Annotated in this window: 9 protein-coding genes; all 9 read right to left on the reverse strand. The window is 66.0% G+C overall.

Features of this window, described 5'->3' with window-relative positions:
* Position 1 precedes the first annotated feature (1 nt).
* The gene (locus QMZ25_RS01290) at positions 2-2,743 is read right to left on the reverse strand and encodes a type VI secretion system Vgr family protein (protein WP_283219007.1); all 2,742 of its coding nucleotides are present in this window, start codon (positions 2,741-2,743) and stop codon (positions 2-4) included.
* A gap of 121 nt (positions 2,744-2,864) precedes the next feature.
* Complete coding sequence (locus QMZ25_RS01295) at positions 2,865-3,215, reverse strand: hypothetical protein (RefSeq protein ID WP_053520392.1); 351 nt, start codon at positions 3,213-3,215, stop codon at positions 2,865-2,867.
* Between the two features lie 22 nt (positions 3,216-3,237).
* Positions 3,238-5,991, reverse strand: coding sequence for a type VI secretion system ATPase TssH (tssH, locus tag QMZ25_RS01300; RefSeq protein WP_253120209.1), 2,754 nt, complete (start codon positions 5,989-5,991; stop codon positions 3,238-3,240).
* Positions 5,992-6,057: 66 nt separating this feature from the next.
* Positions 6,058-7,149, reverse strand: a complete 1,092-nt coding sequence (gene tssG / locus QMZ25_RS01305) for a type VI secretion system baseplate subunit TssG (RefSeq protein WP_053520394.1) — start codon at positions 7,147-7,149, stop codon at positions 6,058-6,060.
* A complete protein-coding gene (gene tssF, locus QMZ25_RS01310) occupies positions 7,113-8,948 on the reverse strand; it encodes a type VI secretion system baseplate subunit TssF (protein WP_164151852.1) in 1,836 nt (611 codons plus the stop codon). Before tssF ends, tssG begins: the two co-directional genes overlap by 37 nt.
* Entirely contained in the window at positions 8,948-9,436 is a 489-nt protein-coding gene (gene tssE / locus QMZ25_RS01315; protein ID WP_057496761.1) for a type VI secretion system baseplate subunit TssE, read from the reverse strand. Before tssE ends, tssF begins: the two co-directional genes overlap by 1 nt.
* A 126-nt stretch (positions 9,437-9,562) precedes the next feature.
* Entirely contained in the window at positions 9,563-10,060 is a 498-nt protein-coding gene (locus tag QMZ25_RS01320; protein ID WP_006465355.1) for a type VI secretion system tube protein Hcp, read from the reverse strand.
* Between the two features lie 146 nt (positions 10,061-10,206).
* On the reverse strand, positions 10,207-11,697 hold the full coding sequence (tssC, locus tag QMZ25_RS01325; protein WP_053517619.1) for a type VI secretion system contractile sheath large subunit: 1,491 nt from the start codon (positions 11,695-11,697) through the stop codon (positions 10,207-10,209).
* Between the two features lie 3 nt (positions 11,698-11,700).
* Entirely contained in the window at positions 11,701-12,201 is a 501-nt protein-coding gene (tssB, locus tag QMZ25_RS01330; RefSeq protein ID WP_053517620.1) for a type VI secretion system contractile sheath small subunit, read from the reverse strand.
* Positions 12,202-12,346 lie beyond the last annotated feature (145 nt).

Genomic DNA, 12,346 nt, shown 5'->3' on the forward strand with positions numbered 1-12,346 from the left:
CTCAGGCTCCCAGTGGGACCAAGCCGGCGCCCGACTGTTCCGCTGCACGCACGCGATACTCGCATGCCTTGTGTGAACCGTCTGGCACCTTCACCTCCCCCACCACACTCGCCGGCCCCAGCCATTCCCTCTGGCTCGCCTTGAATTCCACCTTGCCCGGCGCGCCCAGTTCGATGTTGTCGCCCTCGATCCGGATGTAGGCCCCGGCCGCCGTCGCCAGCAGATGCTTGCTCGGCGCCGACAGCTGCACGTCCGCTTCGGTACTGGCGATGCGTACCTGCGTCTTGGCCGCCACGATCGCCTGGTTCTTGTGCGCACGCGCACTCACCTTGCCCTGTGCCGCATGCAGCGCGATGCCGCGCTCCTGGTTCGGGCTCTCGCCGCTGGGTTCCATGCCGGCGGTGTACAGCACCAGCCCGCCGGCGACGGCCATCGTCAAGGAGCCCTGGGTCATCCAGTTCAGCGCCACGCCGCTGGCCAGCGTGGTGTGGGTGCCACTCACCCACACCTGGTCGGCCGGGGTCAGGCTCAGCACGCCGGCCACGCCACTGCCCAGCAGGACCGGCGCACTCCAGCCCGGCGCTTCACCGTCGCCACCGGCAATGCTGCCCGCCGCGCTGCCACTGTGGGTGGCGCGCAGGGTCTCCTGCAGTTCGGTCAGCGTCGTGTCCACCGGCAATTCGTTGGGATCACTCGGAAGCTGTGCCTGCTGGTTGGCCGCCGACTCGGCCAGCTGCTGCAGCAGCTGCTGGCTTTCCTGCAACTGGCTCAGTGCCTGCGGCGCCGCCAGCTGCGGCGTACCCGGCTCGGTGGTCAGCAGCAGGCCACGGCCGGCGCGCAGTGCACCCTGGGCCTGCGTGGACAGTTCCACACCAAAGCCCCGCTCGCCCTCGCGCACGTTGTCCTGTCCGCCCTTGAGATGGCCCAGGGTCAGGGTGGTCTCGTGCTGGGTGGTGGACAGCTGCGCGCGGCCCTGGCCCGGCGTGTCATCGAAGCGCAGCTGCTGGTAGCCGCCCTGCCCGCCCTGGCTGTCGGCCAGCGCCTGGCTCTTGAAACCGGTATACACCGCGGCGTGATCGTTGCCCTCGAACCACGCCGCCGCATTACCGGTGGCGTTGGCACCGCCACCGTTGATCTGGTTGTGCTGCGCGTCCTGCTGGCCACGGCCGTTGTACACCGCACCGACCACCACCGGACGGTCGATGTCGCCCTCCAGGAAGGCCACCAGCACTTCCTGGCCGCGCCGTGGCAGCACCACGCCGCCCCAGTTGTCGCCCGCCCATGGGGTCATCACCCGCACCCACGTCCAGGCCCCCCCGGTGGCCGGGGCATTGTCGTCCCCACCCGGATGGGTCAGCCCGCTGCTGGCGTTGCCGCCGCGCTGCCACGGGAACTGCACCTTGATGCGGTGGTCGCGGTCGGACAGCAGCGGGTCGCCATCGCTGACCACGATCGCACTGAGCGTGCCGGTGATGGTCGGCCGCGGATGCAGATGCGCGCCATGGCCATCGTCGGTCTGCGGCCGGTAGGTCACCTCGGCCGGGATGGCCACGAAGCGGTTGTCGTAGAAGGCGGTGGAGACCTCACCGGGCGCACGCCCATTGGCCAGGCCCGACAGCGCGCCCGGCAGTGCCGGCGCGGCCACGCTGGACGGACCCAGGGTCTGCTCCAGCGCATCGAATACATCGGCATCGAGGTTGTTGCGCGCCTGGTGCTGCACCGACAGGCACAGGAACTGCGCGTCCTGGCTCACCTGCGGGTGCTGCGACAGGCCGAACCGTGCACCCGGGGCCAGCGTGCGCCACTGGCCGGCACCCTCGATGGTCTGCGCGCGCACGCGCAGCGCATCCAGGTGCTGCTGCGCGCGGCGCTGGCCGCGGGCATTGTCCTGCCAGCCGTAGGGGCCGCAGGTGTCGCGGTCGATGATGCCCAGGTCGTTGGCCTGCCCGCTTTCGGCGCTGGCCTGGCGGCGCTCCAGCGTGCGGTAGTCCCAGGTGGCACGCTGCACCTTGCCCGGACGCCAGCGGTGCGCGGTCGACCACTGCTGCACGCTGTCACTGCGCTCGCTCTCATCGCGCCGATGGAAGCGCACGCTGCCCAGCTCGGCGGTGTCATGGCTGTGATCGGCCAGCACCAGGGTGTGGCTGCCGAAGTCGGCACTGCCAGGGTCACCGGCGTGCTCGAACCAGTAATAGATGCCTTCCTCGGCCAGCAGCCGCTGCAGGAAGGCCAGGTCGCTTTCCTGGTACTGCGTGGTCAGGCTGCGCCGGGCGTACTGGCCGGCATCGGCCAGCGACCAGCGCCAGGCCGGGGCCAGACCACCGTAGTCGGCGAAGATGTCCTCGACGATCTCCACGACCGTCCTATCGTGGAACACATAGCTGTCCACCCGCTGCGACAGGAACGCCAGCCACGGCTGCAGGCGCAGCCGGTAGCGTGCCAGGCCGCCATTGCTGCCCAGCCGCTCGGCGGCGGTGATGCGTCCATGCAACGGCCGCAGGCTGCCGTCGGCCTGTTGCATCTGCAGCAGCGCGCCCTGCCCGATCAGCGGGCCCAGCGGCAGGCCCGCATCCAGCGACAGCGCCGTGATCGTCCACTGGAAACCGATGCCGTCGATCTGTTCGACGCCATCCAGCGTTTCGGCCACCAGCACGTCGCTCCCCAGCGAGGTGTGCAGCCGCAGGAAGCGCTGTGCATGCGATGGGCCGGCCAGCGCTGCCCGCAGGTTGTTTACCAGGTCCATGGTGATTCCCCGACTTTCCGTGCTTCAAGGTGGTCTGCATGCGGCGTGCGCATCGGCTTCCTCCGGTTCCCGCTTCCGCGTGGCCTGCGCCCCTGTGCGGGGCGACAGGCTCACACGATCATCAGGCGGCCTGGACGATTTCTTCCAGCTGCAGGCGGACGCCTTCGCTGATCTTCAGGCGGTAATCGCGTCCACCGGCCGTGATCTGCAGTTCGCGCACGTTGCTCACCAGCTGCGGCTTGCCCACGACCGGGGCATCCATGTGGATGCGCCAGGAACCGCGGCTGATCTGCGCGGCCACGTTGCGGGCATCCTGGCGGGCAGCGGGCACCGCGGTCTCCAGCAGCTCGATCACATGTTCGGGGCGCAGCCGGTTCCAGGCACGCACACGGTCCAGCTCACGGCCAAGGCCGAGTTCCAGGCTGTCACAGTGGTTGAGAGCCGCTTCGCGGTCGAATCCATAGAATTCCATTGCCTTCTCCATTTGCTCAGTGTCAAGACACTTTGTATTTGAAGTCACCCTTCTTGCCGGCGGTGACCTTGATGGCGTTGATCCGGTTCCCCTCGGCCATCGCCGCCAGCACGCTCTCGGCGATTTCCGGCAGCAAGGTTCCATTGAGGATGTGGTCAACGTTGCGGGCACCTGAGTCCACTTCGGTGCAACGCGCAAGCACGGCCTCCACCAGACTGTCGTCCCAGCTGAAGGTGGCCTTGTGGTTGGCAATGACGCGGTCGCGGATGCGACCGAGCTTGAGCGTGATGATCCGCGCAAGCACGTCATCGTTGATCGGGTAGTACGGTACGACCTTGAGGCGGCCGAGGAAGGCCGGCTTGAAGCTGCGCATCAGCACCGGGCGCAGCGCGTCGGCGAGCGCGTCGGCCGCCGGAATCTCCTCGGCCGGCTTGTTCAGGCAGGCCTGCATGATCTGCGAGGAGCCGATGTTGGAGGTCAGGATGATGAGGGTATTGCGGAAGTCGATTTCGCGGCCTTCCGCATCATCCATCACGCCCTTGTCGAACACCTGGAAGAACATCTCCAGCACGTCGGGATGGGCTTTCTCCACCTCGTCAAGCAGCACCACGCTGTACGGGTTGCGGCGCACGGCTTCGGTCAGCACGCCGCCTTCGCCGTAACCGACGTAGCCCGGCGGCGAGCCTTTCAGCCCGGACACGCTGTGCGCTTCCTGGTATTCGCTCATGTTGATGGTGATCAGCTTGCGCTCACCACCATAGAGGATGTCAGCCAACGCCAGCGCGGTCTCGGTCTTGCCGACACCGGAGGGGCCGACGAACATGAAGACACCGCGTGGCTTGTTCGGGTCTTCCAGTTTGGCCGTGGCGGTGCGCACGCGCTGGGCGATCGCATCCAGCGCGTGGTCCTGTCCGATCACGCGCTCGACCAGCAGGTTTCCGAGCGTGCGCACGGTACGGATCTCGTCCTTGACCATGCGGCCCAGCGGCACGCCGGTCCATGCCGACACGATCTCCGCGACCACGGTTCCGTCGACCTGCAGCGGTACCATCGGCGTCTCGCCCTGCAGCTCGCGCAGCTCGGCCTGCAGTCGCGCCAGTTCAGCATGCTGCGGCGACAGTTCCGGCTTGGCCTTGCCGCGCTTGGCGGCCGGCTTGGCCACGGCGACGTCGCCCTCACCGTCATCGCTGGGCGCTTCGCCATCGGCCGCCTGGGCCTGGCCCTGCTCCATCTGCTGGCGCAGCGCGGCAATGCGGCCTGCCAGTTCGCGCTCACGGGTGAGGCGCTCCTCATTGCTGGCCAGCACCGCCTGCGCTTCCGCCTGCTGGGCATGCAGCTCGTCCAGGCGCTCGCTGTGCTGTGCACTGCCCCCTGCGGTTTCGCGCTGCAGCGCGCTGATTTCCGCCTGCAGGCGATCCAGGTGCTTGCGGGTGTCTTCGATGATCGCAGGCGTGGCGCTCTGTCCAAGCGCGACCTTCGCGCAGGCGGTATCCAGCACGCTGACAGCCTTGTCCGGCAGCTGGCGGCCACTGATGTAACGGTGCGACAGACGCACGGCTTCGGTCACCGCTTCGTCCAGAACGCGGATGTTGAAGTGCGACTCCATCAACCCGACCATGCCGCGCAGCATCGCTGCGGCCAGCACTTCACTGGGCTCTTCAACCTTGACCACCTGGAAGCGGCGGGCCAGCGCCGCGTCCTTCTCGAAGTACTTCTTGTACTCGCTCCAGGTGGTCGCCGCGATCGTGCGCAGCTCACCGCGGGCCAGCGCCGGCTTGAGCAGGTTCGCCGCATCGTTCTGGCCGGCGGTGCCCCCGGCACCGATCATCGTATGCGCTTCATCGATGAACAGGATGATCGGATGCGGGCTCTTCTTGACCTCGTCGATCACGTTCTTCAGGCGGTTCTCGAACTCGCCCTTGACGCTGGCGCCGGCCTGCAGCAGCCCCATGTCCAGCGTGTGCAGCTCGACACCCTGCAGCACCTCCGGCACGTCCTTGTCGGCAATGCGCCGGGCGAGCCCTTCGACCACGGCGGTCTTGCCCACGCCGGCTTCGCCGGTGAGGATCGGGTTGTTCTGGCGGCGACGCATCAGGATGTCGATCACCTGGCGGATCTCGCCATCACGGCCGATCACCGGATCGATCTTGCCCTCACGGGCGCGCTGGGTCAGGTTGGTGGTGAACTGGTCCAGCGCCGGCGTCTTGGACAACCCACCCTTGGCCTCGCCGGACACGGCATCCTCGCCCTCACCGCCCTCTTCCTTCGCCGAGGCATCGGCGAAGCGGACGGTCTGCACCGCCTCCTGCGAGCCCTCGGTGAGCTTGGCGAAGTCGTGCTTGAGCTCTTCGCGCTTGAAACGCACGAACAGCTTCGAGCCACGGTAGGCCAACTGCGCCAGGTCCGGCTCGGTCAGCAGCGCCAGCAGCAGATGGCCGCTACGGATGCGGGTGGTTTCCGAGTCCAGCGAGGCGATCAGCCAGGCGTGCTCGAACAGCTTGGGAATGTGCTGGGAGAACACCGGCGTGCGGCCGTTGCCGGTCTTGAACTGACTGATCTCATCGTTGAGATCACGCTCCAGCGATTCCGGCAGGATGCCGCTGCGACGGGCGATCAACACGAAATCGCTCTGCGGCTGCTCGAGCAGGGCCAGGAACAGGTGCTCCAGGTCCACCTCATAGTTGCCGCGCGCCATGCACAGGTTCGCGGCCCGCTCGGCCGCCTGGCGGCAGGTGTCGTCCAGCTTGCTGATCAGGGTCTTGAGGTTGATGCTCATGCGGAAACACGCACTCCTTGCTGGAACCGTTCGAGGACCGCAGGCACGGACGCCTGCGGCGGGTTGTCATTGCAGCGTGTGGATGCCATAGGTGGTGTCCTCACGCGATGTGGTCTGCGCCTGGGTGCACATGTAGCTGTCCCAGCCCAGCCGAGCGCCGCCGCCGCTGCCGAGGGCGCTGCCCTGCACATCCTCGGCGCGCAGCACCAGCCGCACTTCGTACTCGAGAACGCCGCCGGTCAACAACGACAACCACTTGGACAGGGCTTCGGCCGCACTGCCACCCGGCAGGAAGGCGTCGAACTGATCGCGCCGCAGCGGCCCGATGCGCAGTCGCATGCGCAGGTCTCGCTGCCAGACGCGATCGCCAGCCAGGGCACTCGCCCCCAGCACCGCATTGGCCTGGCCCAGCCGCGTTGCCTGACCGGCGGGCACCCGGTACCACGCGCCGACAAACTGCTCCAGGTGCAACGGCACCTGGAAATAGTCCGACAGGATGCGCTGCATCAGCACGGCCGATACGGGGCGCTGGCGCACGGCACCGGCGTAATAGGCAACGGCCTGATCGAAGATCTCGCCCTCGCCCTCGTGCAGGCGATCGCGCAGCTCGCTCATGCCCATGCCGAGCAGCGAGAGCACCAGCGGCAGGAAGCGCTCGCGGCGATCCAGTTCGTACTGCAGCGCCAGCCGATGCTTCTTCCACGCCGCGTAGTGCAGCGATACGGCGCGTGTGGAGAAGATGTCCAGGAACGCGCGCGCGGTGCGGTCGCGCTGGTACAACTCGCGCAGCTGCAGGGTCTCGGTGTAATGCAGCGGCAATGCGCCAGCGGTGCCCAGCAGGCCCATGAACTGCGGAGTCAGGTGGACCTCGGCCAGCTCCTCGCCGTGCAGCGCCTGCTCGATGGCCTCGCGCCCCTCCAGCCGCTCGCCCTTCAGCGAGTAGACCTCACCCTCCGCGGACAGCTCGGTGGCCGGGAAGCCCAGCGACAGCGAGTTGCGGAAGCGCACGCGCATCGGCACGGCCTGGCCGGGCTTGACGCCTTGCCGCTGGAACACCTGCTCAAGCAACCGCACCGCCTGGAAGAACTGGAAGCGGTGGGGCTCGGTGAGCAGCTGCTGGGCTACGCCAGGATCGATTCGCCGCTGCGCGCTGGGCATCGGACGATCTCCTCCCCGCTGTCGCCGGAAACCAGCACCAGACGGGTAAAGCTGTTGGCATGCACGTAAAGTGCGAAGAAGTGGTCCATCACCTGGGCAAAGGCGGCCACACCGGTACCCACGAAGTGGGCTTCATTGATCGTCAGGCGGATCTCCAGGCCACGCACCACCGAAGCGAACTGGCGACCATGCATCCAGGTGGTGGTCGGGGTCTGCTGCAGCTCAAGGATGCCGTCGATCTGGCGAGCGGAAACATTGCTGCCGGACAGGTCATACAGGCGCAGCATCTCCTTCAGCGCTGGCAGGCCGCTGGCGGTCAGTGACAGCTGGTTCAACGACAGGTGCGAGATCAGGCGCCACTGCGCATTGCGGCCATGGCGGAAACGCAGCGGTTTGGTCGGTTTGCGCAGCAGGCTGATCGCCCTGGCCGGGCTGCCTCCCTCGATGTTCAGGTCACCACCGGCCACACCGAACGCCAGCTGGTTGGGCAGATCGCGGTTGCTGCAGGTCAGCTCCAGGCTGACCGTGTCGGTCTGCGGAAGCACCGGATTGAATGACAGGTCGACGAAGCTGATCTCCGTCTCGAATCCGGGGCTCTGCCGTGCGACATCCTCATCACGACGTGCCACCCAGTACTGACCGGTCCGCTCCGGATCTTCACCGTGATGCAGCGAGTAGAACGGACGGAAGGCCTGGATCAGTTCGCCCTGCGGTGTCTGCCGGATGCGGTGCACCGAGTCGATCGAGTGCACCTCGTAGGCGAAGGCGCGACGCGCGTCGGCCAGCACCGGATAGTTGACCGTGCGATGGGTGACGCGGATCGGCTCGCCACTGGTCCTGAACAGGTTGACGATGGGGGTGCAGCCCAGGCGCACGTTGTGCGTTCCCAGCTCCTCCAGCACCATCATGTTGCCCCGGTCCTGGCCCTGCGCATGCAGCACCAGGTGAAGCGTGAAACGACGGCTGGCGCCGGCGGTCACTGTGGGCAGATGCAGATCGACGAATCCGAACTTCTCCGGATAGGCGAACAGCTCGGTCAGCAGCCGGTACGCCGGATGCGAGCGCGCCGGGAAGTCGATCAGCGCCTCATCCTCGGCGAAGCCCACCGGGCTCAGCGGGACCTTTTCCAGGCGTCGCCAGCGGCCATCGCCATCGGATTCGACATAGGCCGCCTTTACCCCGAGCATCAGCGCATCGCGCAGAGCGGCCCGCACCGACGGCTCGCCATCCAGGAACAGGCGAAGCTGATCGGTGCCCAGCTGGCCGAAGCCGAGCTGATCGGACAGCAGCTGGAAGCCCAGCGAGATCTGGCCGCCGGTGCCCGCCGGCAGCGTCGTGGCCATCGGTGCATCGGCGACACTGCGGTAGACCACCTGCTGTACCCCGACCGGTGCCAGGACCACGTCGTAGGCGGTGCGGAAATCACACGGAACGCCACGCACGGGGCGGCTCTGCAGGGCGGTACCGCGGGGTACGCGCACCGGCGCGCTCAGTTTGGACGCTACCCCTTCCATGTCGAAGTGGGCGATCGAGCACGACGGGAACGGGCGCAGGTAATGTGGATAGAGCACATCCAGCAGCGCGTCGGTGAACTCGGGATAGTCGTCCTCGATGCGCTTGGAAACGCGGGCACTGAGCAGCGCGAACGCTTCGATCAGCCGCTCGACATGCGGGTCCTGGCTGCCCTCCGCGGACAGTTGCAGGCGGCCGGCAATCTTCGGGTAACGCTCAGCGAACTCGCGTCCGTAACGACGGAGATAGGCCAGTTCGCGTTCGTAATAAGGAAGCAGGTCCTGCATCAGGCGGCCTGCGTGCGACGTGCGCGGGTGACCTGGTACTGCAGGGTCGAGGGCTGCAGCATCGCGTCGAAGCTGACCGGCTCGCGCGCCGGTTCCAGATCCAACAGCGCATGGATGGTGAAGTGCAGGCCGCCGGCAAACTGATTGCCGGCGTCCAGGTGCACGTTGACGTTGCGGAGCCGGCGCTCGTGTCGCGCCACGGCCTGCTCCAGGGAGCGGCAGATGGCGGCGCGATCATAGGCGTTGGCCAGGCTCATCGCGGAGAAATCGGCCAGCCCGTAGGTCAGCAGCGACTGCCGGCAGTTGGGGAACTCCTTCATGTCGCCTTCCTGGAACGCGGCGCGCGAATTCAGCAGCCCTTCCAGGTCACGGGCAATGGATTCCTTGTACTGCTCCAGCGAGACGGACTTGAATACCGGCCCGGCGCCCGGCTGCTTGGGGGCGTCGTCGAACAGTTTTTCCAGCAGGCTGGGTTCGAGTCCCTTCATTGGTCGATCCACTCAGGTTCGGCATCCGTGCGGGCGGCAGCGGTGCGGCAGAGACAGGGCCGTTCCTGGCCCTGCCCGACGATCAGACTGCGATGGCGCACGAGGCGCCATCGCAGTGACACAACATCACACGGTGTAGTTCGGGATGTTCTTGGTTGCGCTCCACTGCGCCACGGTCTTGCCACCAACGCCGCCTTCCGGCTTCTGCTGCTGGTAAGTCCACTTGATGGCGCCGAAGCTCAGCTGAACAACTTCCTGCGGCATGCCTTCCTTGTCCACCGTCGTGGTGACGCGGTGGACCAGCACGTTCAGCAGCTCGACCGTGTAGTAATTGATCGCGTTGCCGTCCTTGTCGGCGCGCATGAACTGGATCTGCGCCTTCGGGAAGGTGGTGCCGTTGGAGGCGGCCTGGTTCAGGGCCGTGGAGGCGAGGTCGATCGACTTGGTGATTTCGATCGGGGACAGGTTCACGCGGGCAGCGGTGGTGCCGCCGGAGGTCGACGCGGTGGCCGAACGCGGCTGCAACAGGTCCTGCGAGAACGACTGGATTTCAATCCAGTCCTTGTGCTTGTCGTCGTGCGACTCGCCCTTGATGGTGTCAATCGAGAGGAAAGCGTGCTGCATATCTGGTCTCCTAAATTCCGTTCTTCCGTGAGATTTGATGTGCCAGGCGGGGGCCTGGCGGTTAAGGGGGGCTGCGCCCTCTTGAAATAAGCGTCACTGCAATCCGGGGAGCGGACTCCCCTGGACGCTTCAGTTACAGCAAACCGTTACGACTTTTTCGCGGACGCCGGCAGTTCGGCGACCAGACGCAACGAAACAGACAGCTCATCGAGCTGGAAATGCGGCCTGATGAAGGCCACCGCGCGGTAGACACCAGGCTTGCCCGGCACCTCCGAAACCTGCACAGATGCCTCGCGCAACGGGAACTGGGCCTTGGCTTCCTGCGATGCGTTGTCGTCCAGCAGCACGTACTGGGCGATCCACCGGTTCAGGAATTCCTCGACGTTGCCCGCCGATGCGAAGCTGCCGATCTTCTCGCGCATCATCGCCTTGAGGTAATGGGCGATGCGCGACACCGCGAAAATGTACTGCAGCTGGGCAGACAGGATCGCGTTGGCGTTGGCCGAATCGGTGTTGTACTTCTTCGGCTTCTGTGCCGACTGTGCGCCGAAGAACGCGGCGTAGTCGGTGTTCTTGCAGTGCACCAGCGGCATGAAGCCGAGGTCACTGAGTTCCTTTTCACGACGGTCGGTGATGGCCACTTCCGTCGGGCACTTCAGCGCGACTTCGCCATCATCGGTGCGGAAGGTATGGGTCGGCAGGTCCTCGACCAGGCCGCCACCTTCCACGCCACGGATTGCCGCGCACCAGCCGAAGTTCTCGAAGGCCTGGGTCAGGCGCGCACCCATCGCATAGGCGGTGTTGCACCACAGGAACTTGCTGTGGTCGGCCGCTTCGATCTCCTCGACGAAGTTGAAGCCTTCGACGGTGGTGCCATCCTTCGGGTTGTAGGGCAGACGACCGAGGAAGCGCGGCATGGTCAGACCGACATAGCGGCTGTCCTCACTCTCGCGGAACGACTTCCACTTCGCGTACTCGACCGTGTCGAACACCTTGGCCAGGTCGCGCGGCTTGCCCAGATCGGTGAAGGTTTCCAGGCCGAACATGCCTTCACTCGCTGCCGAAATGAACGGCGCGTGCGCGGCGGCAGCCACGTGCGACATCTGCTCGATGAAGTACATGTCCTCCGGCTGGCGGCCGAGGAAGTAGTCGCCGATCAGTGCGCCGAACGGCGCGCCACCGAAGGTGCCGAACTCTTCTTCGTAGACCTTCTTGAACAGCGCGCTCTGGTCGAAGTCGATGGCCGACTTGAAATCCTTGACCAGATCCTTCTGCGGAGAATTGAAGACCTTGATCTTCATGTTCGGGCCGGTGGAGGTCTGCTGGCACAGGTAATGCAGGCCTCGCCAGCTGCCTTCCAGCTTCTGGAACGGTTCGGCATGCATGACGGCGCTGAGCTGCTCGGAGATGATCCGGTCGATCTCGGCGATGCGCGCATCGAGGGTGAGGTTGAGGTTGTCGGAGACGACCACGGTGCCGTCCAGGACTTCCTTCGCCAGCGCGGCGATGATGTCCTTGGCGCGGTCATGCTCGGTCTTCGACTTGGCGACCTTGCTCTTCTCGACGATCTGGTCGAGCAGGCCGACGTCTTCGGCAACGGCGGCCTGCGTGGCCAACGGGCTGGCTTCGGCTGACATCGGTCAGTCCTCCTTGGTCACGCCGAGCTTCTTCAGCTGCTCGGTGTTGTTGAGCACATCGGTCAGCAGGTCTTCCAGCTTCTCGTTGCCGGCCAGCTTGTTGCGCAGGTCGGCGAGCTTGGTGCGCGACTCGAGCAGGCGCCGCAACGGCTCGATCTGCTGGACCACCGCCTCGGGACGGAAGTCATCGATGGAGTTGAACTTCAGCTCGACGCCGAATTCGCCACCTTCGTCGCTGATCTTGTTCGGCACGCGATAGACCGCACGCGGGGCGATGCCTTCCATCACTTCGTCGAAGTTGTCCATGTCGACGCTGACGAACTTGCGATCCTTGACCTTGGGCAGCGGCTGCTCCGGGTTGCCGCTGAAATCGCCCATCACGCCGACCACGAACGGCAGTTCCTTCTGCTCGATCGCGTCACCCTTCTCGACATCGTAGGTGAGCTGGACGCGCGGCGGGCGGATCTTCTGCAGCCGCTTCTGGATGCTTTCCTTCTTGGCCATGTGTGTCTCCTGACTGGGGCCGGGTCCGGATCAGTTGCCGATGTTCTGGAACGGATCGGAGTTGTTCGAGCGGGCAGCGGGCTTGGCCGGCTGTGCAGCGGGCTGTGCGGCAGCGGCGGGCGCGGCGGCACGGCCGGCACGGGCG

It is taken from the genome of Stenotrophomonas sp. RS-48 (assembly GCF_030053245.1).
Taxonomy (GTDB): Bacteria; Pseudomonadota; Gammaproteobacteria; order Xanthomonadales; family Xanthomonadaceae; genus Stenotrophomonas; species Stenotrophomonas maltophilia_P.

Excerpts from the sequence above, each read along its gene's own strand:
- QMZ25_RS01320 (WP_006465355.1), bottom strand. The coding sequence starts at position 10,060 with ATGCAGCACGCTTTCCTCTCGATTGACACCATCAAGGGCGAGTCGCAC.
- tssC (WP_053517619.1), bottom strand. The coding sequence starts at position 11,697 with ATGTCAGCCGAAGCCAGCCCGTTGGCCACGCAGGCCGCCGTTGCCGAA.
- tssF (WP_164151852.1), bottom strand. The coding sequence starts at position 8,948 with ATGCAGGACCTGCTTCCTTATTACGAACGCGAACTGGCCTATCTCCGT.
- QMZ25_RS01290 (WP_283219007.1), bottom strand. The coding sequence starts at position 2,743 with ATGGACCTGGTAAACAACCTGCGGGCAGCGCTGGCCGGCCCATCGCAT.
- tssH (WP_253120209.1), bottom strand. The coding sequence starts at position 5,991 with ATGAGCATCAACCTCAAGACCCTGATCAGCAAGCTGGACGACACCTGC.
- QMZ25_RS01295 (WP_053520392.1), bottom strand. The coding sequence starts at position 3,215 with ATGGAATTCTATGGATTCGACCGCGAAGCGGCTCTCAACCACTGTGAC.
- tssB (WP_053517620.1), bottom strand. The coding sequence starts at position 12,201 with ATGGCCAAGAAGGAAAGCATCCAGAAGCGGCTGCAGAAGATCCGCCCG.
- tssG (WP_053520394.1), bottom strand. The coding sequence starts at position 7,149 with ATGCCCAGCGCGCAGCGGCGAATCGATCCTGGCGTAGCCCAGCAGCTG.
- tssE (WP_057496761.1), bottom strand. The coding sequence starts at position 9,436 with ATGAAGGGACTCGAACCCAGCCTGCTGGAAAAACTGTTCGACGACGCC.